This window comes from Micromonospora sp. NPDC000316, assembly GCF_042898885.1.
GTDB lineage: Bacteria > Actinomycetota > Actinomycetes > Mycobacteriales > Micromonosporaceae > Micromonospora.
In genome coordinates this window covers 136413-158340 of the sequence record NZ_JBIAZG010000002.1, presented here as the reverse complement: position 1 = coordinate 158340, position 21928 = coordinate 136413, and the positions used below count along the sequence as shown (strand labels likewise).

General features: G+C 72.2%; 18 protein-coding genes. 13 read left to right on the top strand and 5 right to left on the bottom strand.

The window, feature by feature from the left end:
• Window position 1: 1 nt before the first annotated feature.
• A complete protein-coding gene (locus ACFY2Q_RS05260) occupies window positions 2-631 on the bottom strand; it encodes an MBL fold metallo-hydrolase (RefSeq protein ID WP_387127895.1) in 630 nt (209 codons plus the stop codon).
• 93 nt (window positions 632-724) lie between these two features.
• On the opposite strand from ACFY2Q_RS05260, the gene ACFY2Q_RS05255 reads away from it, so the two are divergent.
• On the top strand, window positions 725-1687 hold the full coding sequence (locus ACFY2Q_RS05255) for a DUF4349 domain-containing protein (RefSeq protein ID WP_387127893.1): 963 nt from the start codon (window positions 725-727) through the stop codon (window positions 1685-1687).
• Here ACFY2Q_RS05255 and ACFY2Q_RS05250 read toward each other — a convergent pair.
• Together ACFY2Q_RS05250 and ACFY2Q_RS05245 are read right to left on the bottom strand one after the other, a co-directional pair.
• Window positions 1644-2903, bottom strand: coding sequence for an amidohydrolase (locus ACFY2Q_RS05250; protein ID WP_387127891.1), 1260 nt, complete (start codon window positions 2901-2903; stop codon window positions 1644-1646). The two genes, ACFY2Q_RS05255 and ACFY2Q_RS05250, sit on opposite strands and share 44 nt — an antisense overlap.
• Before the next feature lie 448 nt (window positions 2904-3351).
• The gene (locus ACFY2Q_RS05245; RefSeq protein ID WP_387127889.1) at window positions 3352-4935 is read right to left on the bottom strand and encodes a methylmalonyl-CoA mutase; all 1584 of its coding nucleotides are present in this window, start codon (window positions 4933-4935) and stop codon (window positions 3352-3354) included.
• 206 nt (window positions 4936-5141) lie between these two features.
• Between ACFY2Q_RS05245 and ACFY2Q_RS05240 the strand changes: the two genes are divergently transcribed.
• Together ACFY2Q_RS05240 and ACFY2Q_RS05235 are read left to right on the top strand one after the other, a co-directional pair.
• Window positions 5142-7196: a serine/threonine-protein kinase gene (locus tag ACFY2Q_RS05240; protein ID WP_387127887.1), complete on the top strand. Its 2055-nt coding sequence runs from the start codon at window positions 5142-5144 to the stop codon at window positions 7194-7196.
• 48 nt (window positions 7197-7244) lie between these two features.
• A complete protein-coding gene (locus ACFY2Q_RS05235) occupies window positions 7245-8912 on the top strand; it encodes a phospho-sugar mutase (protein ID WP_387127885.1) in 1668 nt (555 codons plus the stop codon).
• A 79-nt stretch (window positions 8913-8991) separates the two neighbouring features.
• On the opposite strand, the gene ACFY2Q_RS05230 is transcribed toward ACFY2Q_RS05235, so the two are convergent.
• Window positions 8992-9669, bottom strand: coding sequence for a GPP34 family phosphoprotein (locus ACFY2Q_RS05230; RefSeq protein ID WP_387127883.1), 678 nt, complete (start codon window positions 9667-9669; stop codon window positions 8992-8994).
• Window positions 9670-9742: 73 nt separating this feature from the next.
• On the bottom strand, window positions 9743-10375 hold the full coding sequence (gene upp, locus ACFY2Q_RS05225; RefSeq protein ID WP_357009184.1) for a uracil phosphoribosyltransferase: 633 nt from the start codon (window positions 10373-10375) through the stop codon (window positions 9743-9745).
• A gap of 134 nt (window positions 10376-10509) precedes the next feature.
• On the opposite strand from upp, the gene deoC reads away from it, so the two are divergent.
• The 10 genes from deoC (at window position 10510) to ACFY2Q_RS05175 (ending at window position 21923) form a co-directional block, all read left to right on the top strand.
• A complete protein-coding gene (gene deoC / locus ACFY2Q_RS05220) occupies window positions 10510-11469 on the top strand; it encodes a deoxyribose-phosphate aldolase (RefSeq protein WP_387127881.1) in 960 nt (319 codons plus the stop codon).
• A gap of 6 nt (window positions 11470-11475) precedes the next feature.
• Complete coding sequence (locus ACFY2Q_RS05215; RefSeq protein WP_387127879.1) at window positions 11476-12906, top strand: aldehyde dehydrogenase family protein; 1431 nt, start codon at window positions 11476-11478, stop codon at window positions 12904-12906.
• Window positions 12899-13723 carry an aldehyde dehydrogenase family protein gene (locus ACFY2Q_RS05210; protein WP_387127877.1) on the top strand — a complete coding sequence of 275 codons (825 nt, stop codon included), beginning with the start codon at window positions 12899-12901 and terminating at the stop codon, window positions 13721-13723. The genes ACFY2Q_RS05215 and ACFY2Q_RS05210 overlap by 8 nt, the downstream gene beginning before the upstream one ends.
• A gap of 209 nt (window positions 13724-13932) precedes the next feature.
• Window positions 13933-14397 (top strand): BlaI/MecI/CopY family transcriptional regulator, encoded by a 465-nt coding sequence (locus tag ACFY2Q_RS05205; protein ID WP_387127875.1) that lies wholly within the window; start codon window positions 13933-13935, stop codon window positions 14395-14397.
• Window positions 14398-14403: 6 nt separating this feature from the next.
• Window positions 14404-15309: a M56 family metallopeptidase gene (locus tag ACFY2Q_RS05200; protein WP_387127873.1), complete on the top strand. Its 906-nt coding sequence runs from the start codon at window positions 14404-14406 to the stop codon at window positions 15307-15309.
• Between the two features lie 138 nt (window positions 15310-15447).
• Window positions 15448-16698 (top strand): cytochrome ubiquinol oxidase subunit I, encoded by a 1251-nt coding sequence (locus ACFY2Q_RS05195; protein WP_387127871.1) that lies wholly within the window; start codon window positions 15448-15450, stop codon window positions 16696-16698.
• 10 nt (window positions 16699-16708) lie between these two features.
• Window positions 16709-17716 carry a cytochrome d ubiquinol oxidase subunit II gene (locus ACFY2Q_RS05190; protein ID WP_387127869.1) on the top strand — a complete coding sequence of 336 codons (1008 nt, stop codon included), beginning with the start codon at window positions 16709-16711 and terminating at the stop codon, window positions 17714-17716.
• Window positions 17713-19389 carry a thiol reductant ABC exporter subunit CydD gene (gene cydD, locus ACFY2Q_RS05185; RefSeq protein WP_387127867.1) on the top strand — a complete coding sequence of 559 codons (1677 nt, stop codon included), beginning with the start codon at window positions 17713-17715 and terminating at the stop codon, window positions 19387-19389. The genes ACFY2Q_RS05190 and cydD overlap by 4 nt, the downstream gene beginning before the upstream one ends.
• Window positions 19386-21179, top strand: coding sequence for a thiol reductant ABC exporter subunit CydC (cydC, locus tag ACFY2Q_RS05180; protein ID WP_387127865.1), 1794 nt, complete (start codon window positions 19386-19388; stop codon window positions 21177-21179). The genes cydD and cydC overlap by 4 nt, the downstream gene beginning before the upstream one ends.
• 69 nt (window positions 21180-21248) lie before the next feature.
• On the top strand, window positions 21249-21923 hold the full coding sequence (locus tag ACFY2Q_RS05175) for a permease prefix domain 1-containing protein (protein ID WP_387127863.1): 675 nt from the start codon (window positions 21249-21251) through the stop codon (window positions 21921-21923).
• The last annotated feature ends 5 nt before the right edge of the window (window positions 21924-21928 follow it).

Here is a 21928-nt window from a genome sequence, read left to right as displayed (position 1 = left end):
CTCAGACGTCCACCCGGCTGCCGGGCTCCAGACGCTTGTAATCCGTGCCGGACAGGGCCGCGTACTGCCGGTTGAGCACAGTCAGCCCGTTGTCGTTGAGCAGGGCGTCGTGCAGGGCGTACGCGCGGCGCGGGGTGACCGCCCGGATGAAGTCGACGACCTCGGAGAACTTCGACCACGGTGCGTGGATCGGCGCGAAGAGCGTGTCGACAGGTGTCTCCTCCGGCACCACGAGGGAGTCGCCGGGGTGGTAGACCACGTCGTTGATCAGGTAGCCGAGGTTGTCGATCACCGGGATGTCCGGGTGGATGACCGCGTGCCGCCCGCCATACGCGCGGACCGCGATCCCTGCGGCGGTGAACGACTCGCCAGACTCGACCGGGCGCAACGCCTCGGCGGCATCGCCAAGGGTGCCGGCGAGCGAGGCCGGCCCGTGGATCGCCAGCGGTCGCTGGTCCAGGTGCAGGCGCAGCGCCGCCAGGTCGAGGTGGTCCGGGTGTTCGTGGGTGATCAGCACCGCGTCCGCACCGTCCAACGCCTGCGGGTCGCTGAAGACCCCGGGGTCCACGACGAGCACTCCCCTGTCGTGTTCCACCCGGAGGCAGGAGTGGGCGTACTTGGTGAGCCGCATCGTGACTCCTCGACTATCGAATCGTGATGTCCTCCCGGCAGTCTGCCGGAACCAGCCGGCGGGCGCGCCGCGTCCGAGGTATCGCCACACCGGTTGACGACGATGGGAGCGGGGATGGACGGACGGGCAGGTTGGCGTCGCGGCGCACTACTGACGGCGACAGCATTCACGGCGACGCTGGCACTGGCCGGGTGCGGTGCCGGCGACAGCGGTGCGCGGGACTCGGCGGCCTCGGCGCCCGAGCGGGCCGTCGCGGAGGGCGGAGCGGCGGACCGGAACAGCGGCACGGACGCGGCGGGGGCGGCCGGGGCCGGTGCTCCGGACCTGCGGGTCGACCAGCGAGCGATCATCTACACCGGAGCGATGCGGGTGCAGGTGACCGATGTGGACACGGCGGCCCGTGACGTCAGTGCCATGGTCACCCGGGCCGGCGGCTTCATCGGCGGTGACGTGCGGCGCAGCGCCGACGCGGACGCGGTGGCGGAGTTGCAGTTGCGCGTGCCGGCGGCGAAGTTCGCCGAGGTGGTCGAGGAGGTCGCGAAGCTCGGCCAGCAGCAGAGCCGGGAAATCAACACTCAGGACGTCACCGAGGAGACCGTCGACCTGGAGGCTCGGATCATCAGTCAGCGGGCACGCGTGGACAGTGCGCGTCGCCTGCTGGGCCGAGCCACCTCCATCACCGACCTGGTGTCGCTGGAGAACGAGTTGGGTCGTCGGGAGGCGGACCTGGCCTCGCTGGAGGCCAAGAAGCGACGGCTCGCCGACCTGACCGCTCTCTCCACGATCACCGTGTCGCTGGCCGGGCCGGCGGCGAAGGCCAGCGGGGAGAAGAGCGAGACCGGCTTCCTGGTCGGCTTGAAGGGTGGCTGGAAGGCGTTCCTCGCCTCGATGACCATCCTGCTCACCGTGCTGGGGGCGCTGCTGCCCTGGCTTGTGGCGTTCGGCGTACCGCTGGCGGTGTTGCTGCTGGTGCTGGGCCGGCGGCGGAAGACCCCGGCGCAGACCGCTCCGGTCAGCGCGCCGCCACAAGTGCCCGCAGCGCGGTCTGCACCATGACGCGGATGCCGGCCGGGATGGCCCGCTCGTCCACGTCGAAGGACGCGCGGTGCAGGTCGACGTTGGGGCCGGAACGGCCCACGCCGAGTCGGGCGAGGGCGCCGGGGACGTACTCCAGATACCAGGAGAAGTCCTCGCCGCCCATGCTCTGCGGAGTCTCGGCCACGCCTTCGGGGCCGAGCGCGGCGCTGGTGGCGGCGGTCAGCACCTGGATGGCCCGGGAGTCGTTGCACACCGGCGGCCTGCCGCGCAGGTATTCCAGGTCGACGGTGGCGCCGGTCGGGGCGATGACGTCCCGCACCACCTGAGCCACGATCTTGGGAGCCTGCTCCCAGGTGTCACGGTCCATCACCCGCAGGGTGCCCGAGGCGGACGCCTCGGAGGGGATGACGTTGTAACGGGTGCCGGCCGAGGCGTGGCCGAAGACCAGCAGCAGCCCGCTGTTGGCCGGCACCCGGCGGCTGACCAGGGCGGGCACCTCGGTGATCAGGCGGCCGAGCGCGTCGACCAGGTCGACGGTCAGGTGCGGGCGGGCGGTGTGCCCGCCCGGCCCCGTGAGCCGGACGGTGACGTTGTCGGCGGCGGCCGTGATCGGGCCGACGCGCAGCCCGATCTGGCCCACCGGCAGGTTCGGGTCGCAGTGCAGCGCGAAGATCTGCACCACGTCGTCCAGGCCGCCGGCCTCGATGACCTCAAGCGAGCCGCACGGCAGGATCTCCTCCGCCGGCTGGAAGATCAGCCGGACCCGGCCGTCCAGCTCGCCGAGGTCGGCGAGCTGCGCCAGCAGCATGGCGACGCCGAGCATGATCGTGGTGTGTACGTCGTGGCCGCAGGCGTGGCAGACGCCCTCCACAGTGGAGCGGTACGGCACGTCCTTGGAGTCCTCGAGCGGCAGGGCATCGATGTCGGCGCGCAGCGCGACGACCGGGCCGTCCGGGCGGCCGTCGATGTCGCAGATCACCCCGTTGCCCTTGGGCAGCAGTCGAGGGTGCAGGCCCGCCAGGGTGAGCTCCCGGGCGATCAGGGCGGCCGTCTCGAACTCCGCACCGGACAGCTCGGGGTGCGAGTGGATATGACGGCGCGTGGCGATGAGCCCGGGTACCCGTAGGGCGAGGAGGTGGTCCAGGTCGCGGGGCAGCGGCTGGGACCCGGGCGGCGCGTCCGGCCAGGACGACGCCAGCTGGCCGCCGGTGGGCAGCGTCAACGCACTCGTCACGTCGAAATCTCGATTACTGGAGATGGATGGATCATCGGGGACAGCAGACAGCCTAGACCTCCGGCGGTGACGCTGCGCAACCTCGTTACGGTGATGATCAGACCGCGCAGCGTCACGTATGCCCTGCTGAGAACGCTCGGAGATGGACGAGACAGCAGGTAGATCACGGTCGAAGGCCGTCATCCGCTCCCTCACCTCCTACAACGCGTAACCAAAACAGGCGTTGCGAGTCGCGGTACCACTCACACACCCTTGCTTGCGAATTGTCGCATTAGTCGGGGTGATGAACTGACACTCCGACAATTAGCCGACCACACTCCGCCACGGCCGGATAAGGACGCTCACACGCGATCGTGCGCCCTGACCGCACACCATGTGCGTCGCGGTGCATGGTCGGCGTACCCCCGAACCCGGGGCGGCACACCCCGGGCCCGGCGGCCGGGGACGGTCAGAACCGGTCGGTGGGCCGGTACAGCCCCCACACCTCTCGCAGCGTCCCGCACACCTCGCCCACCGTGGCCCGCGCCCGCAGCGCCTCCTTCATCGGGTAGAGCACGTTGTCCGAGCCCTCGGCGGCTGCCCGCAACTCGGCGAGAGCGCGCGTCACCGCGTCGGCGTCCCGCTCGGCGCGCAACCGGGCCAGCCGGTCGGCCTGCGCCGCCTCGATCGTCGGGTCGACCCGCAGCGGCTCGTACGGCTCCTCCTCGTCCACGGTGAACCGGTTGAGCCCCACCACCACGCGCTCGCTGGAGTCGATCTCCTGGGCGATCCGGTAGGCGGACTGCTCGATCTCCCGCTTCTGGAACCCGGCCTCGATCGCGTCCACAGCCGAGCCGTGGTCGGCCACCCGCTCCATCAGCTCGATGGTGGCGGCCTCGATCTCGGCGGTCATCGCCTCCACCACGTACGAGCCGGCGAACGGGTCGACGGTGGCGGTCAGGTCCGTCTCGTACGCCAGCACCTGCTGGGTACGCAGCGCGAGCCGGGCGGCCTTCTCGGTGGGCAGCGCGATCGCCTCGTCGAAGCTGTTGGTGTGCAGCGACTGGGTGCCGCCGAGCACCGCGGCCAGCCCCTGCACCGCCACCCGGACGAGGTTCACCTCCGGCTGCTGGGCGGTGAGCTGCACGCCCGCGGTCTGCGTGTGGAAGCGCAGCATCATCGACTTCGGATCCTTGGCGCCGAAGTCGTCACGCATCACCCGGGCCCAGATCCGCCGTGCGGCGCGGAACTTCGCGACCTCCTCCAGCAGCGTCGTGCGGGCCACGAAGAAGAACGACAGCCGGGGCGCGAAGTCGTCAACGGCGAGCCCGGCGGCCAGCGCCGCCCGGACGTACTCCACGCCGTTGGCGAGGGTGAACGCGATCTCCTGCGCGGGCGTCGCGCCGGCCTCGGCCATGTGGTAGCCGGAGATGGAGATGGTGTTCCACTTCGGCACCTCCTTGCGGCAGTACGCGAACGTGTCGGCCACCAGGCGCAGCGAGGGCTTCGGCGGGAAGATGTACGTCCCCCGGGCGATGTACTCCTTGAGGATGTCGTTCTGGATGGTGCCGTTGAGGGCCGCGCCCGGCACACCGTTCTCCTCGGCGACGAGCTGGTAGAGCAGCAGCAGCACCGAGCCGGGCGCGTTGATCGTCATGGAGGTGGAGACCTTGTCCAGCGGGATGTCGGCGAAGAGCAGCCGCATGTCCTCGATGGAGTCGATTGCCACACCTACCTTGCCGACCTCGCCGTGCGCGATCGGGTCGTCCGAGTCGTAGCCCATCTGCGTCGGCAGGTCGAAGGCGACCGAGAGACCCATCGTGCCGGCCCGCAGCAGCTGGTGGTAGCGCGCGTTGGACTCGGTGGCGGTGCCGAAGCCGGCGTACTGGCGCATCGTCCACGGACGGGACGTGTACATCGTGGGGTAGACCCCCCGGGTGTACGGGAACTCGCCCGGGCCGCCCAGTCGGGAGTCCAGGTCCTCCGGGAGGTCGGACGCCGTGTAGACGCCGTTGATCGGAAAACCGGACTCGCTTGACCGCCGCTCACTCATCCCCGGATGGTATGGCGCGTTGGCGTCAGATCGGGTGAGGGATACCGCACACTGTGTCCCGACCGGTCGACGGGAGGTGAACGGTTGGGCACGATCTGTCGACTTCGGTAAACGTCCGCCGCGTCGGCTTTCGCATCGGGCGTCGGAACCAGCAAGATAGGGGGGTTGTGTCCCAGCCCCCCTCGATTTCCCCCGGTGGCTTTTCTGTGACTCAGATCCCGACGTGGAGCGGCGGACAGGTAAGTCCCGCCAGCGGACGTGCGGCGCCCGGCACCATTATCGGTGACCGGTACTCGCTGCGGTCCGCGGTGGGCAACGGCGGCATGGGTACGGTGTGGCGCGCCACAGACACCCTGTTGCGCCGCGACGTGGCCGTGAAGGAGGTGGTCCTTCCCCCCGGACTGGCCCCCAGCGACCGCGACGCCATGTACGAACGCACCCTGCGCGAGGCCCGCGCCGCCGCCGCCATCCAGCACCCCGCCGTCGTGCAGGTGTACGACGTGGTCACCGAGGCCGGTCGCCCGTGGATCGTGATGGAGCTGCTGGACGCCCGCAGCCTCGCCGACATGGTCATCGAGGACGGCCCGGTGGCGCCCCGCGCCGTCGCCAAGATCGGCATCGCGCTGCTCGGCGCGCTGGAGGTCGCACACGCCATCGGCGTGCTGCACCGCGACGTCAAGCCGGCCAACGTGCTGATCTGCACCGACGGGCGGTGCGTGCTCACCGACTTCGGTGTCGCCCGGATGCCCACCGACGTGCAGCTCACCACCCCCGGCATGGTGCTCGGCTCGCCGCACTTCATCTCGCCCGAGCGGGCCATGGGCCAGGAGTTCGGCCCGCCGAGCGACCTGTTCTCGCTTGGCGTGACGCTCTACACGGCGGTCGAGGGGCGTCCCCCGTTCGACAAGGGCGACCCAATCGAGACCATGCACGCCGTGGTCGAGGACCCGCCGGCCCCGCCCCAGCGCAGCGGCCCGCTGACCCGGGTGCTGATGGGCCTGCTGGAGAAGGACCCGGCCCGCCGGCTGGACGTGCACACCTCCCGGGCCATGCTGCGCGAGCTGCTCGCCGGCCCGCTGGGCAGCACCGCCACCGCCGTGCACTCGGTCACCGACCCGTACGCCGTGGTGCCGGTGCAGCAGCGCCCGGTGCCCGTCCTCCCGCCGCAGCCGGAGTCGAAGCCGGACAGCCAGATCGGCGGTCCGGCCATGCTCGCGCCGAACGAGTCGCTTACCGACCGGCTCGCCGCGTTGCGCCGGGGCGAGCGCCCCCCGCCCGCCGGGGCCCCGGCCTCCGCCGGCCTCGATGAGACAAGCGCCGACGCGCTCGCCGGCCCGCTGCACACGCCCACCGGCGCGATGCCCGCCACCGGCCGACCCGGCAGCGGGCGCACCTACGGCGGCAACGCGGACGCCACCCAGCGGGTGGACGCGGGCGCACACCCGGACGCCACCCAGCGGGTCACCTACGGCAGCCGAGCCGACGCGACCCAGCAGGTCCACTACGGCGCGCCGGATGGCACGCAGCGCATCGGCGGCACCTACGGCGGCGGCAACCAGTGGTCGGTGCCCGGCACCGGCCAGCCCTGGACGACGCCGTCCGCCACGGCCGGCGGCGGCGCACTGGGCAAGGTCCGCGCTACCGGCGGCCAACTGGTCGGCACCGTCAAGGGCTGGCCGCGCAAAGTGCAGCTCGCCGCGGCCGGCGGGTTGGCCCTGGTGCTGCTGCTCGGCGTGTTTGCTCTCTCCGGCGGCGACGACCCCGGCCCGACCACCCCGCAGGCGCAGCCCACCCCGTCCGCCGCTGCGGGCCCGGCGGTCGAGATGCAGGAGCACAGCGCGCGGGGCATCCAGGTCATGGTGCCCAAGGGCTGGAAGAAGGCCACCGGCGGCTCGTACACCGACTACATCGACCCGGAGGACAGCGGCCGCAAGGTGCGGATCATCACCGAGAAGTGGTCCAGCAGCTCCGCCCGGTGGGCCGAGACGGCCGAGAACGGTCTCAAGACCAGGGCCACCTCCTGCGTCAAGCCGTACAACCAGGTCGCCTCCACGGAGACCGAGCTGGCCAGCAAGCCGGCCGCCGAGTTCGAATACACGTGCGGCGAGGGCGACGCCATGCGGCACGGCATCTGGCGGGGCGTTGCGCAGGACGGCAAGGCGTACTCGTTCTATCTCACCTCGACCGACACCAAGTTCGCCGAGAGCAAGCCGATCTTCGACGAGATGGTGCGCACATTCCAGCTCACCGGGGACGGCTGAGCCCGAGGGAACCGACAGCGGTGATCCGCCGCCGTGCTATCAAGGGGCATGGCGGCGGACACCCCTGAGATCGACGACATTCGCGAGCAAGCTCGGCGCTGGCTGGCTGACGACCCCGACCCGGCCAGCCGGGACGAGCTGACGGCGGTGCTCGACGCTCTGCCGGCGAGCGCACCGGAGCTGGCCGACCGGTTCGCCGGGCCGCTGACCTTCGGCACCGCAGGCCTGCGCGGCCCGCTGCGCGCCGGCCCGAACGGCATGAACCTCGCCGTGGTCACCCAGGCCGCTGCCGGCCTGGTCGGCTGGCTCGCCGCCCAGGGCGGCACCGGCCCCCTGGTGATCGGGTACGACGCCCGGCACGGCTCCCGGCAGTTCGCCGAGCGCACCGCCCAGGTGGCCACCGGCGCCGGACGGCCGGCACTGGTGCTGCCCCGCCCGCTGCCCACCCCCGTGCTCGCGTACGCGGTGCGCCAGCTCGGGGCGGTGGCCGGCGTGATGGTCACGGCCAGCCACAACCCGCCGCAGGACAACGGCTACAAGGTCTACCTCGGCGCGGAGCTGGGCGGTGAGCTGGGTGCCGGTGCACAGATCGTGCCCCCTGCCGACGCCGGCATCGAGGCGGCCATCCGGTCGGTCGGCCCACTGACCCAGGTGCCGCTCGGGAGGCCCGGCGAGGTGCTCGGTGACGACCTGGTCGCCTCGTACGTCGAGCGGGCCACCGCGGTGATCGACCCGGACGGGCCCCGCGATCTGACTGTGGCGTACACCCCGCTGCACGGGGTGGGCGCGGCCGTGCTCACCGCCGCCTTCGCCAGCGCGGGTTTCCCGGTCCCCGGTGTGGTGCCCGACCAGGCCGAGCCGGACCCGGAGTTCCCCACCGTGTCGTTCCCCAACCCGGAGGAGCCGGGGGCGGTGGACCGGCTCATCGCCCTTGCCGACTCCACAGGCGCGGACCTCGCGATCGCCAACGACCCGGACGCGGACCGCTGCGCGGTGGTGGTCCGTGAGCGCGCCGGTGGCTGGCGGATGCTGCGCGGCGACGAGGTGGGCGTGCTGCTGGCCGACCACCTGATGCGGCGCGGGGTGACAGGGCTCTACGCCACCACGATCGTCTCGTCGTCGCTGCTGCGGGCGATGTGCGCGGCGCGGGGCCTGCCCTACGACGAGACGCTGACCGGCTTCAAGTGGATCGTCCGGGCCGGCGGCGGGAGCGCACCCCTTGTCTTCGGCTACGAGGAGGCGCTCGGCTACTGCGTCGCCCCGGGGCACGTCCGGGACAAGGACGGCATCACCGCCGCGCTGACCGTGGCCGAGTTGGCCGCCGGCCTCAAGACGCAGGGGCGCACCCTGACCGACCGGCTGGACGAGTTGGCCGCCGAGTTCGGCGTGCACCACACCGACCAGCTCTCCGCCCGGGTGGACGACCTGCGGGTGATCGCCGACGCGATGGCCCGAATCCGGGCGGCCACCCCCACTCACCTGCTGGGGCAGCCCGTCGACAGCGTCCGGGACCTACTGCCGGAGTCGGACGTGGTGATCCTGCGCACCGGGACGGCCCGGGTGGTGATCCGCCCCTCCGGGACCGAGCCGAAGCTCAAGGCGTACCTGGAGGTGGTGGAACCGGTGCCGGACGGCGACGTCGCCGCCGCACGCGCCCGCGCCGGCGCGGCGATCGCGCAACTCCGAGCCGAGATCGCCGCAGCCCTCAACCTCTAGCGCAAGGAAGGGCACGTCATTAACGCCTGGTGCATAGGAAGGGGCCCTTCCTAACGTCTGGCGGCGGGGGCCGAGACGTCTAGCGGCGGGGGCCGAGCGCCTGGTCCACCGCGCGGCCCAGGGCTGCCACGACCAGGCCCACCGACGGGCGGACCACCGAGTCGTCGACGCTCACCTCGCCGGAGAACCCGGCGCCGGTGGCGATCTCCGTCAGGCGGCGGCGGGCGTCGGCGGCGGCCTCGCCGCTCACCCCGAGCGCGGACTCCATCCGCAGCACCACGACCAGGGTGGCCAGGGCGGCGGTCCGCTCGTCCGGCGCTGCCGCGCCGGTAAGCGCCTCGGTCAGCCGCTGGCGGGTGTCGGCCTCGACGGAGGTGTCCACCACCGGGTAGCGGTGCACGTGGATGAAACCCATCTCGGTCTCGTCGACGTCCCGCACCACGCCCTGCCGGCACAGGTCACCGAGGATCCGGTCGCGCAGGCCGTGCCGTAGGCGCTGCACCCAGGAGGCCGGGGTGTGCGGGGTGTCGGCCGCGATCCGGACCAGCACCTCGTCGGCGACAGGCTCGCCGGTAGGCGTCGGGTCGACCACGGTCAGGGACCCGTCGGCGTACGCGAGCCGCCCGGCCAGGGCCAGCTCGACCAGCACCGCCGCGGCCATGCCGAGGTCCAGGCTGATCCGCGGCATGGTCGCCTTGCCGGTCGTGTCGTCGTAGGCGAGGAGCAGCAACTCCTCGGCGAGCGCAACACCAGTCATGGCCGGAGACGGTAGCGGGTCCGTGCACCACCGCGCACGGACCCGCCGGAGGGGGCACCAACCGGGTAACGCCTCAGAACCGGGGCATGCCGCCGAACTGACGGTCACCGGCGTCGCCGAGCCCGGGGACGATGAACATGTTGTCGTTGAGGCCTTCGTCGATCGAGGCGGTGACCAGGCGCAACGGCAGGCCGGAGCGTTCCAGCCGCTCGATGCCGACAGGCGCGGCGAGCACGCAGAGCACCGTGATGTCGGTGCAGCCGCGGTCGGCGAGCAGCCGGCAGCAGTGCTCCAGCGAACCGCCTGTCGCGAGCATCGGGTCGAGGACAAGCACCGGCAGGCCGGCCAACTCCCGGGGCAGCGACTCCATGTAGGCGCGCGGCTCGTAGGTCTCCTCGTCGCGGGCCAGGCCGACGAAGCCCATCGACGACTCGGGGAGCAGGCCGAGCGCGGCGTCCGCCATGCCCAGGCCGGCCCGCAGCACCGGCACCAGCAGCGGCGGGTTCGCCAGCCGGGTGCCGACCGTGCCGGTGACCGGCGTCTGCACCGGATACCGCTCGACGGGGAAGGAACGGGCCGCCTCGTACACCAGCATGGTGGTCAGTTCGTGCAGCGCCGCCCGGAACGTCGAGGAATCGGTGCGCGCGTCCCGCATGGCGGTCAGCCGAGACTGGGCCAGCGGGTGGTCAATGACGTGTACATCCACGATCGCTCAACCTACCGGTCCGTAGCGAGTAGCGGTGTGCGTGCGGCCGGACCAGCGACGCCGCTCACGTCGGCGTGCCCTCCAGCCGATCGTGAGCAAGATCACGCGACACTCCGGTGCGTAGACTTCGGGGCATGACGGCGACAACGACGTCGGCCCGGTCGGAGCTCTCCGAGCTGGGACGATCCGAGACCGCTCTGCGGACCTTCCTGCACGGCCTGCCGGGCGTGGATCAGGTCGGCGCGGAGCAGCGGGCGGCACAGCTCGGCACCCGCTCGATCAAGACCACCGCCAAGGCGCAGGCGATCGACCTGGCGATCCGGATGGTCGACCTGACCACCCTCGAAGGGGCGGACACCCCAGGCAAGGTCCGCGCGCTGGCCGCGAAGGCGCTGCGCCCCGACCCGGCCGACCCGTCCTGCCCGCACGTCGGCGCGGTCTGCGTCTACCCGGCCATGGTCCCGTACGTCGCCGAGGTGCTGCGCGGATCCGCCGTACACCTGGCCAGCGTGGCGACCGCCTTCCCGTCCGGCCAGGCACCGCTGGAGATCAAGCTGGCCGACACCCGGGCGGCCGTCGCTGCCGGCGCCGACGAGATCGACATGGTGATCAACCGGGGCGCGTTCCTGGCCGGTAGGTACAAGGAGGTCTACGACGAGATCGTGGCCACCAAGGACGCCTGCGGGGACGCCCACCTCAAGGTCATCCTGGAGACCGGCGAGCTCGCCACCTACGACAACGTGCGTCGCGCCTCCTGGCTGGCGATGCTTGCCGGCGGCGACTTCATCAAGACCTCCACCGGCAAGGTCCCGATCGCGGCGACGCTGCCGGTGACCCTTGTGATGCTGGAAGCTGTCCGTGACTTCCGCGCTGCGACCGGACGGCAGGTAGGCGTGAAGCCGGCCGGCGGCATCAAGAACACCAAGGACGCGATCAAGTACCTGGTGATGGTCAACGAGACCGTCGGCGCGGACTGGCTCGACCCGGACTGGTTCCGCTTCGGCGCGTCCAGCCTGCTCAACGACCTGCTGATGCAGCGCACCAAGCTGACGACCGGCACCTACTCCGGTCCCGACTACTTCACCCTGGACTGAGAGCCGATGTTCGAATACGCACCCGCCCCCGAGTCCCGCTCGGTGGTGGACCTCAAGCCCTCGTACGGGCTGTTCATCGACGGTGAGTTCGTCGACCCGACCGACGGTGGCAGCTTCAAGACGATCAACCCCGGCTCCGAGGAGGTGCTGGCCGAGATCGCCGAGGCCGGCGCCCCCGACGTGGAGCGTGCGGTGCGCGCCGCGCGGAAGGCGTACGACAAGGTCTGGGGTCCGATGTCGGGCCGGGACCGGGGGAAGTACCTGTACCGGATCGCCCGGCTCATCCAGGAGCGCTCCCGCGAGCTGGCCGTGCTGGAATCCCTCGACAACGGCAAGCCGATCCGCGAGTCCCGCGACGTCGACCTGCCGCTGGTCGCCGCGCACTTCTTCTACTACGCCGGCTGGGCCGACAAGCTGGGTCACGCTGGCTTCGGTGCGAACCCGCAGCCGATCGGCGTGGCCGCGCAGGTCATCCCGTGGAACTTCCCGCTGCTCATGCTGGCCTGGAAGATCGCCCCGGCGCTCGCCGCGGGCAACACGGTGGTGCTGAAGCCCGCCGAGACCACCCCGCTCACCGCGCTGCTCTTCGCCGAGATCTGCCAGCAGGCCGACCTGCCGGCCGGTGTGGTCAACATCGTCACCGGCGCTGGCGACACCGGCCGCGCGCTTGTCGAGCACCCAGGGGTGGACAAGGTCGCGTTCACCGGCTCCACCGAGGTCGGGCGGGCCATCGCCCGATCGGTCGCCGGCACCCGCAAGAAGCTCACACTTGAGCTGGGCGGCAAGGCCGCGAACATCGTCTTCGACGACGCCCCCATCGACCAAGCCGTCGAGGGCATCGTCAACGGCATCTTCTTCAACCAGGGGCACGTCTGCTGCGCCGGCTCCCGACTGCTGGTCCAGGAGAACGTGGCCGACCGCGTGCTGGAGTCGCTGAAGCGCCGGATGGCCCAACTCCGGGTCGGCGACCCACTGGACAAGAACACAGACGTCGGCGCGATCAACTCCGCCGCACAGTTGGAGCGGATCCGCGAACTCTCCGACGCCGGCTCCGCCGAGGGCGCCGAGCGCTGGTCGCCGCCGTGCGAGCTGCCCGAGCGTGGCTTCTGGTTCGCGCCGACGATCTTTACGGGCGTCACCCAGGCGCACCGCATCGCCCGCGAGGAGATCTTCGGCCCGGTGCTGTCGGTGCTGACGTTCCGCACGCCGGCCGAGGCCGTCGAGAAGGCAAACAACACGCCGTACGGCCTGTCGGCGGGGATCTGGACCGACAAGGGTTCCCGGATCCTGTGGATGGCCGACCGGCTGCGCGCCGGCGTCGTCTGGGCCAACACGTTCAACAAGTTCGACCCCACCTCGCCGTTCGGTGGCTACAAGGAGTCGGGCTACGGTCGCGAGGGCGGCCGGCACGGGCTGGAGGGCTACCTCAATGTCTGAGCGGGTCGCGGTACGCAAGACGTACAAGCTCTTCATCGGCGGGAAGTTCCCGCGCAGCGAGTCGGGACGGTCGTATCTCGTGCAGTCCTCGAATGTGTCGCTGGCCTCCCGCAAGGACGCCCGGGACGCGGTGGTCGCCGCCCGCGCCGCCGTGAAGGGCTGGGCCGGCGCGACCGCGTACAACAGGGGTCAGATCCTCTACCGGGCCGCCGAGATGCTTGAGGGCCGCCGCGAGCAGTTCGTCGCCCTGGGCGTGCCCGGCGACGAGGTGGACGCCGCGGTGGACCGCTGGGTCTGGTACGCCGGCTGGGCCGACAAGCTCGCCCAGGTGTACGGCGGCGCCAACCCGGTCGCCGGCCCGTACTTCAACATCTCCGCTCCCGAGCCGACAGGCGTGGTCGCGGTGGTCGCCCCGGAGCGCCCGGCGCTGCTGGGGCTGGTCAGTGTGATCGCCCCGGCGATCGTCACGGGCAACACGGTGGTGGTGGCGGCGTCGGCGACCGAGCCTCTGGCTGCGGTGACGCTCGCCGAGGTGCTGGCCACCTCCGACCTGCCCGGCGGGGTCGTCAACATCCTGACCGGCGCGATCACCGAGACCGCGCCGACACTTGCCGCGCACATGGACGTCAACGCGATCGACCTGACCGGGGTGAGCGACGCCTCGCTCGCCACCGACCTGGAGGTCAAGGCGGCGGAGAACCTCAAGCGGGTGCTCCGGCCGGCGTCGGCCGAGGTCGACTGGTTCGCCGATCCGGGCCTGACCCGGATGACAGCCCTGTTGGAGACGAAGACGGTGTGGCACCCCAAGGGGGTGTGAGTCTGTCCTGACCTTGGGTTTTCCGGGGGAGCCCGCCCACTCCGGGCGGTCAGGCTTGATCCCTGCGTGGGCGGGCTCCCCCGGAAAACCTGACGTGGGCCGGGTCCGTGGGTGAGTAGAGCTTCAGTCGTGTTGCCTCTGGCGGCCGGGTCCGTGGGTGAGTGGATCTCGGGGGTTGGTTGATCTACTACAGGGGGTAGGATTGTGCCGTGACTCGGCTGGGTGATCTTGAGCGTGCGGTGATGGACGTGCTGTGGGACGTGGTCCCGGGCACGTCGGACGGTGTGACCGTGCGCGAGGTGGCCGACGCGCTCGAAGGCCGCGAGTTGGCGTACACGACTGTGATGACAGTGCTGGACCGACTCGCAGGCAAGGGCATGGTGCAGCGGGAGCGGGAGGGTCGCGCCTGGCGTTACCGGCCCGCAGCCAGCCGTGAGGCGCACATCGCCCAGCTCATGCTCGACGCCCTCGACCTGGGCGGCAGCCGGGACGCGGCACTTGTGCGCTTCGCCCGCTCGGTGACCGGCACCGAGGCAGAGGTGCTGCGGGCAGCCCTCGGCAGCGAGGCCGGCCTGACCGGGCCCGCCTCCACGGGCGGGCCGGATCCTGAACTGACGGACCGGGTGGACGGGCCGACCGGCCGACGACCGGCCGGCGAGGCAGCGGAGCGGTAGCGCGTCATGCCCTACGCCGCGCACTTCGCCGCCACAATGCTTGCCTGCTATCTGACCGCTCAGGTGCTGGCCCGCTCCACCTGGACGTGGCGCAGCCCTCGGGTGGCGATCATCTGTTGGCAGGCTGTCGGGTTGGCGCTGGGCCTCTCCGCAATGGGTCTGCCGATGGCGCTCGGCCTGTCCGCGTACGACCTGCCGACCGGGAGCGCACTGCTCGCCCTGGCCACCGATCTCGCCCACGGCACCCTGCCGGCCGGCGAGACAGCCCTCCACCTCGCCGGCGTCGGGGTCGGGTTCGGCATCGGGGCGGTGCTGCTCGGCACGACAGTGCACAGCATCTACGGCACCGTCCTCGCCCAGCGGCGGCACCGGGACCTGCTCACCCTTGTGGCCCGCAACGACCCGGCCGCGCCCGGTGCGCTCGTGCTGGATCATCCGAGTGCCGCCGCGTACTGCCTGCCGGGTGTCAGGCCGCAGGTGGTGGTAAGCGCCGGCACGCTCAGCCTGCTGGACCGGGCCGAGTTGGCGGCGGTGCTCAGCCACGAGCGTGCGCACGCACACGAACGGCACGATCTGGTGCTGCTGCCGTTCACCGCGCTGTGCCGCGCGTTGCCGTGGTTCGGCTGGGTGCGTGACGCGCACGAGCGGGTCGCCCTCCTGGTCGAGATGCGCGCCGACGACAAGGCGCGCGAGTTGCACGCCGAGGCGCCCCTGGCGGGCGCGCTGCGCCGGTTCGCCGCCGCCGGCCACCGGATCACACCGGCCGGTGCGCTGGGTGTGGGCGACCGGGACCTTGACGTACGGATGCAGCGCCTCCTGATCAACGGCCAGCCACCCCGGGTGCTGGGCGCCATCGCCCTGGCGGTCGCCGCCACCCTGGTAACCCTCCCGATCAGCCTCTTCCTGAGCTGATCCCGGCAACCGCCGGCCACTCGACACACCTCACACACCGCGCGAGCCGCAGCGCGACCGATCAGCGCTGTCTCGATAGGTAGCGTTGCTACGTGTAGGGTTTCTATCTCAAGGGAGACTATCTACGGAGAGCCGGCCATGGACACGCTGCTCATCGCCCGCCTGCAGTTCGCCACCACCACCTCGATCCACTTCCTGTTCGTGGTCGTCACGCTCGGGCTGGTCACCCTGCTGGTCGGCATGCAGACCGCCTGGGTGCTCACCGGCAACCCGAGGTGGGAGCGGCTCACCCGCTACTGGGGTCAGCTCTACGTGATCAATTACGTCCTCGGCATCGCCACAGGCATCGTGATGGAGTTCCAGTTCGGGCTGAACTGGAGCGGCCTGTCGCGCTACGTCGGCAACGTCTTCGGCGCTCCGCTGGCCATCGAGACGCTCGTGGCGTTCTTCCTGGAGTCCACGTTCCTCGGGATGTGGATCTTCGGTTGGCACCGGCTCCGCAAGGGTGTCCACCTCGCGCTGCTCTGGGGCGTGGCGCTCACCGCGTACGCCTCGGCGTTCTGGATCATGGTGGCCAACTCCTGGTTGCAGAACCCGGTCGGCTACGAGGTCCGCGACGGGATCGCCCACCTCACCGACTTCGGCGCGCTGCTCACCAACCCCAGCCTCGGCATGGCGTTCGGGCACGTGGTGTCCGCCGCGCTGCTGGTCGGCGGGATGCTGATGGCGGCCGTGAGCGCCTGGCACCTGATCCGGCGTACACCCGATATTTTGCTCTTCCGCACCTCGCTGCGGATCGGCCTGGTCACCTCGGCGCTGGCGATCACGCTTGTGCAGGGCTTCGGCTTCGCCCAGTTCGGCCCGGTCGGCGACGTGCAGCCCACCAAGTTCGGCCAGGGCCCCGAGGCGCAGACGCTGATCGCCGACTGGACCGCCCGGTTCGGTCCCGGCGACTACACCCCACCCGTGCTGGCAAATGTCGGGCTGGGTTTCATGATCCTGATCGGCTTGACCCTCGGCTGCGTCTGGTTCCTGCTCCCCCTGCTCGTCAAGGACTGGATCATCCGGCTGCGTTTCCCGCTCTGGCTGATCCTGCTCGCCCTGCCGCTGCCGTTCGTCGCGGTGATCCTCGGCTGGATCGCCCGGGAGGTCGGCCGCCAACCCTGGGTGGCGTACGGGCTGCTCCCCACCGAGCAGGCGGTCTCCCCGGTCGGCGCGCCAGTGATGCTCACCTCGTTCATCGGCTTCAGCCTGCTCCTGGGCACCCTCGCCGTCACCAACTGGGTGCTGCTCGCCCGGCACGCGGCACGCGGCGCGGCCGACCCGGCTCTCGGCCGCCCACCGACACCGTCCAGTGAGCCGGCACGCCCCGAACCCGCCCTCTTCTGAGGAGATCACCGTGGCCCTCGCCTGGTACGCCCTGCTCGGCTTCTTCTTCGCCACCTACCTGGTGCTCGCCGGCTACGACTACGGCGTGGGGCTCCTGCTCGCACGCGGCACGGGCCCTGCCGGTCGGCGGGCCGCGCTCAACGCCCTCGGCCCGTTCTTCCTCGGCAACGAGGTCTGGCTTGTCGCCGCCGTCGGCATCCTGTTCGGCGCGTTCCCACTGCTGGAGGGCGAGTTGCTCGCCGGCTGCTATCCGGCCGTCGCCGGCGCGCTCGTCGGTGTCGTCCTGGTCACCGCCGGGGTGCAGCTGCGCAGCCGGTCGGCCGACGAGCGGACCCGCGCCCGCTGGGACCGGGTCGTGATCGTCGGCAGCACGCTCGCCGCGCTGGGCTGGGGTGTGCTGCTCGCCGCTCTGCTCCAGGGCGTACCCCGGCACGCCGACGGGCACGTCGCCGGAGTGTCGCACCTGGTCACCCCGTTCGCAGCCGCCGCCGGCCTGGCCATTGTCGCCCTCGTCGCGGTGCACGGTGCGACGTTCCTCGCCCTGCGACTGCCGGCCACCGACGCCGCCGTGGTCGGCCGCACGGCCCGCCGGCTGGTGCCGGTGGCGCTGGCCGCCGTCGCCCTGGCCACCGTCGTGGGCCTGCTCTCCGCTCGGGTACGCGACGCCGTGCAGCGACCGACGCTTGGCGTACTCCTGCCGGTGTTGCTGGTGGCGGCGTTGCTGGCGGCCCGCGCGGCGCTGGCGCGGCGGCGGCCGGGGTGGGCTCTGATCGCCACCGGCGCGGCCCTGGCGCTGCCGGTGGTGCTTGTGGGTGCGGCGCTCTGGCCCTACGTGCTGGTGTCCACGACCGACCCGGGTGCCTCGCTGACGGTTGCCGACGCCGCCGCGAGCACACCGACGTTGCGGTTGCTCGGCTGGGTGGCGCTGCCGCTGCTACCGGCCCTACTAGGCTTCCAGGCGATGTGTTTGTGGGTTTTCCGGGGACGGACTGACGGCAGGGCACCGGTGTACTGGTGAACCGTCGTCCCTTCGACCCGCGTCTGCTGCGTCGGGTCCCCGCGGCCCGGCGCGACCTTGCCGTGCTCGCGTTCCTGGGCGTGCTCGCCGCCGGGCTGATCGTCGCGCAGGCCACCGCGTTGGCGTCGGCGCTTGCCGCCGCCTTCGAAGGGCAGCTGAACAGCCGGGCGCTTGCGGGTTTCGTGGTCGCGGTCGCCGCCCGTTCGGCGCTGGTCTGGGCGCAGGGCACGGTCTCCGCGCGGGTCGCCGCCACAGTCAAGGCCACGCTGCGGGCCGACCTGTTCCAGGCGGTGGGCCGGCACGGGCCGGGCTGGGTGGCCGGGCAGCGGGCCGGTCAGCTCGCCACCCTGGCCGGCCGCGGGCTGGACGCGCTTGACGCGTACTTCACCGGGTATTTGCCGCAGTTGGTGCTCAGCGTCACGGTGCCCGTGGCGGTGCTGGCCCGGGTCGTCTTCGCCGACTGGAGCTCGGCGGTGATCATCGCGTGCACGCTGCCGCTGATCCCGATCTTCGGCGCGCTGCTCGGCTGGCAGGCGCAGGCCGCCACCGAACGGCAGTGGCGGCGACTCTCCCTGCTGGGCGGGCACTTCCTGGACATGGTGGCCGGGCTGCCCACGCTGCGGGCATTCGGCCGGGCGCGGGCGCAGACCGATGTGGTGCGCCGGATGGCCGACGGGCACCGGGTCGCCACAATGAAGACGCTGCGGATCGCGTTCCTCTCCGCGCTGGTGCTGGAGCTTGTCGCCACCCTGTCGGTGGCACTGGTCGCCGTGCCGGTCGGCATCCGGCTGCTCGACGGCGGGCTGGCCCTACAGACCGCGCTGCTGATCCTGCTGCTCACCCCTGAGGCGTACCTGCCACTGCGGGCCGCCGGCAGCCGCTTCCACGCCAGCATGGAGGGGCTCACCGCGCTGGACGAGGCGCTCACCGTCTCGGCCGCCCCTGCGGCCCTCCGCGCCAGCGAGGGCGCGGCCACCCCACACGGCCGGGGCGAGATCCGGTTCGAGGGCGTGACAGTGGCGTACGAGCGGACCACAGCGCTGCGCGACGTGACAGTGACCATCCGGCCCGGCGAGCGGATCGCCATCATCGGGCCCAGCGGCGCCGGCAAGAGCACACTGCTCGGCCTGCTGCTCGGCTTCGTGACACCGACAAGCGGCCGGGTCACGGTGGACGGCGTCGACCTCGCCACCGCCGACCCGGACGCCTGGCGTCGACAGGTCGCCTGGGTGCCGCAGCGAGCCCACCTCTTCGCCGCCTCGCTCGCCGACAACATCCGCCTCGGCGCGCCGGACACCCCACCACAGGCGCTCGCCTCGGCGGTGCACGACGCGGCCCTTGACGACGTGGTGGCCGGCCTGCCGGACGGGCTGGACACGCTGCTCGGCGAGCGCGGGCACGGGCTCTCCAGCGGGCAGCGGCAACGCGTCGCCCTCGCCCGGGCGTTCCTGCGGGACGCCCCGCTGGTGCTGCTCGACGAGCCCACCGCGCGACTGGACACGGCCGCCGAGACGGTGGTTCTCGACACCACCCGCCGACTGGTCGCCGGGCGGACCGCGCTGCTCGTAGCGCACCGGCCAGCGCTGCTGGCCGACGCCGACCGGATCCTGCGCATCGAGGACGGCCAGGTCACCGAACTGACGCCCGAGCCGATGCCGAAGGTAGCCCGATGAGCGCGGCACCAGTGCCACAGGCAACCGGGCCGGAGCCGGCCGGGCGGATCGCCGCCGAGCGGGCAGTGCTGCGACTGGCCCGCCCGTACCTGAACCGGCTGGTCGGCGCCGGGTTGCTCGCCGCCGCCACGGAGTTCGCCGGGCTCGCCCTGATGGCCACGGCGACCTGGCTGCTGATGAGTGCCGCCGGCATGCCCCCGCTGGACCGGCTCACCGTGGCGATCGTCGCCGTACGTGCGCTGGCGATCAGTAGGGGCGTGTTCCGCTACACCGAGCGGCTCGCCGGGCACGACGCGGTCCTCCGCATGATCACCGACGTCCGGGCCCGGGTGTTCGCCACCCTCGCGGCCCGCCGCACCGCCGCGCACCGCTCCGGGGACATCCTGAGCCGGCTGGTCTCCGACGTCGAGGCGGTCCAGGACCTGCTGCTGCGGGTGCTGGTGCCCGGTGCGGCGGCGGCCCTGGTCGGCGTGGTGGCGGTGGGTGGCGCGGCGCTGATCTCGCTGCCGGCCGCCGGGGTGCTCGCCATCGGCCTGCTCGTCGCCGGGGTGGCGCTGCCCGCGCTTGCCACGGCGGTCACCCGACGCAGCGCGGCAGAGGTGGCCCCGCTGCGGGGCGCGCTTGCCACCGACGCTGTCGACCTCACCCACGGCGCCGCCGACCTGGCCGCGTTCGGCGCGACCGACGCCGCGCTGCGCGCCGCCGAGCACCGGGCCGCCCGGCTGGCCAGGCTGGAACGCCGGCTTGCCGCCACCGGGTTCGCTGTGGACGCGGCAGGGGTGCTGACCGCCGGGTTGACGGCCGCCGCGGTGGTGCTGGTCGCGCTCGCCGCCGACGTGCGGGGGGTGCTGGTCGGCGTGCTGGCCGTCGGCTCACTGGCCGCCGTCGAGGTGGCGCTGGCAGTGGTCGCGGCGGCCCGACAGTGGACCCAACTGCGGCCCGGCCTGGCCCGGGTGGCAGCCCTGCTCGATGCCGAGACCCCTGATTCCCGGCCCGTGCGGGCGGAGGGCGACGCCGCTCCTGACGCACCGCACGAGCTGCGCTTCACCGACCTGACCGTGCGATACCGGGCCGGTGCCGCGCCCGCGCTGGACCGGCTGAACCTGGCCCTGCCGGCCGGCCGACGGATCGCTGTCGTCGGCCCGAGCGGCGCCGGCAAGAGCACCCTGGCCGCCGTGCTGACCGGCGCGGTCCGACCCGACTCCGGCAGCATCACCCTGGCCGGGCGCGACCTGTCCACGTACGCCGAGGAGGAGTTGCCCCGCACTGTCGGTGGGCTGCTCGCCGAGGCGTACGTCTTCCACGCCACGGTGCGGGAGAACCTGCTGCTCGGCCGGGCCGACGCGAGCGAGGACGACCTGGCCGCGGCGACCGCCGCCGCAGGCCTTCTCGACTGGGTACGCGCTCAGCCGGCCGGCTGGGACACAGTCGTCGGCGAGGAGGGCGGTCAACTCTCCGGGGGTCAGCGGCAGCGGCTCGCGCTCGCCCGGGCCCTCCTGGCCGCTCCCCCGGTGCTGGTGCTCGACGAACCCACCGAAGGGCTCGACCCGGCCGCCGCCGACGCGGTGCTCGCCTCCGCCCTCGCCGCCACCCCCGCCGGGCACTCGGTGCTGCTGATCAGCCACCGGCTCAGCGGGCTTGCCGAGTTGGACGAGATCGTCGTCCTGGACGGCGGCCGGGTGATCCAACGCGGCCGACACGCCGAGCTTGTCGCCTCCCCCGGCTGGTACCGGGACCAGTGGCTGCTCCAGGCCGCGGCCGAACGCGGCTATCTGGCGCTCGCCCCCTGAGTCGGCTCGGGGACGGACCAGGGTTCTCCCCGACGTGAGGGCGTCGGCGTCCGTGGCAGGGTGGTTGTCATGCCACGCGCTGAGGACGTCCTGGTGGAGGAACACCTGCGGGAGCTGGCCTCCCGACTGCACGGGCCGGCGCGGCTGAAGTCCGACCTGCTGACCGAGGCGCGACACGATCTGCTGGACGTCGTCGACGCGTACCGGGAAGGCGGGGTGCCGCCCACTGAGGCGCAGCGCCGGGCGGTGGCCGAGTTCGGCTCACCGGCGCAGCTGCTCCCCTCCTGGCAGGCCGAGTTGGCGGTGGCCGCCCTGCGCGGGCTCTCTCTGCGGATGCTTGCCGTGGCCGGGGTGGCGGTGGTCGCCGGCGACCTGACCTGGCGCGGGTCGAGTTGGAGTGACAGCGCGCCCCCGCCGGCCGCCTATCGGCTGCTGTCCGCCTCCGTCGACTGGATCTGGATGGGCGCGCTGCTGCTCGCCGTGGCCGGTCTGCTGGTGGTGGCGGCGAGCGCCCGGTCGCCGCGACCGGGCCTGGCGGTCGCGCAACGGGCGGTGGGCGCCGGTCTGACCGGCACTCTGGTGCTCGGCATGCTGACCGGCGGCGCCCTGTTCGCCTGGTCGATCGACAGGTGGGACGCGGCACTGACCTGGCCGCCGATGATCATCGGGCTGGTGCTGGCCGGCGGGGCGTACTTCTCGCTTACCCGCGCGGCGCGTGGCTGGCTGCTGGCCGCGGCTCGCTGATCCGT

Bases quoted from the DNA above. Each gene is read 5' to 3' on its own strand.
- ACFY2Q_RS05260 (WP_387127895.1), bottom strand. From the start codon at position 631: ATGCGGCTCACCAAGTACGCCCACTCCTGCCTCCGGGTGGAACACGAC.
- ACFY2Q_RS05245 (WP_387127889.1), bottom strand. From the start codon at position 4,935: ATGAGTGAGCGGCGGTCAAGCGAGTCCGGTTTTCCGATCAACGGCGTC.
- ACFY2Q_RS05235 (WP_387127885.1), top strand. From the start codon at position 7,245: ATGGCGGCGGACACCCCTGAGATCGACGACATTCGCGAGCAAGCTCGG.
- ACFY2Q_RS05230 (WP_387127883.1), bottom strand. From the start codon at position 9,669: ATGACTGGTGTTGCGCTCGCCGAGGAGTTGCTGCTCCTCGCCTACGAC.
- deoC (WP_387127881.1), top strand. From the start codon at position 10,510: ATGACGGCGACAACGACGTCGGCCCGGTCGGAGCTCTCCGAGCTGGGA.
- ACFY2Q_RS05215 (WP_387127879.1), top strand. From the start codon at position 11,476: ATGTTCGAATACGCACCCGCCCCCGAGTCCCGCTCGGTGGTGGACCTC.
- ACFY2Q_RS05210 (WP_387127877.1), top strand. From the start codon at position 12,899: ATGTCTGAGCGGGTCGCGGTACGCAAGACGTACAAGCTCTTCATCGGC.
- ACFY2Q_RS05200 (WP_387127873.1), top strand. From the start codon at position 14,404: ATGCCCTACGCCGCGCACTTCGCCGCCACAATGCTTGCCTGCTATCTG.
- ACFY2Q_RS05195 (WP_387127871.1), top strand. From the start codon at position 15,448: ATGGACACGCTGCTCATCGCCCGCCTGCAGTTCGCCACCACCACCTCG.
- cydC (WP_387127865.1), top strand. From the start codon at position 19,386: ATGAGCGCGGCACCAGTGCCACAGGCAACCGGGCCGGAGCCGGCCGGG.
- ACFY2Q_RS05175 (WP_387127863.1), top strand. From the start codon at position 21,249: ATGCCACGCGCTGAGGACGTCCTGGTGGAGGAACACCTGCGGGAGCTG.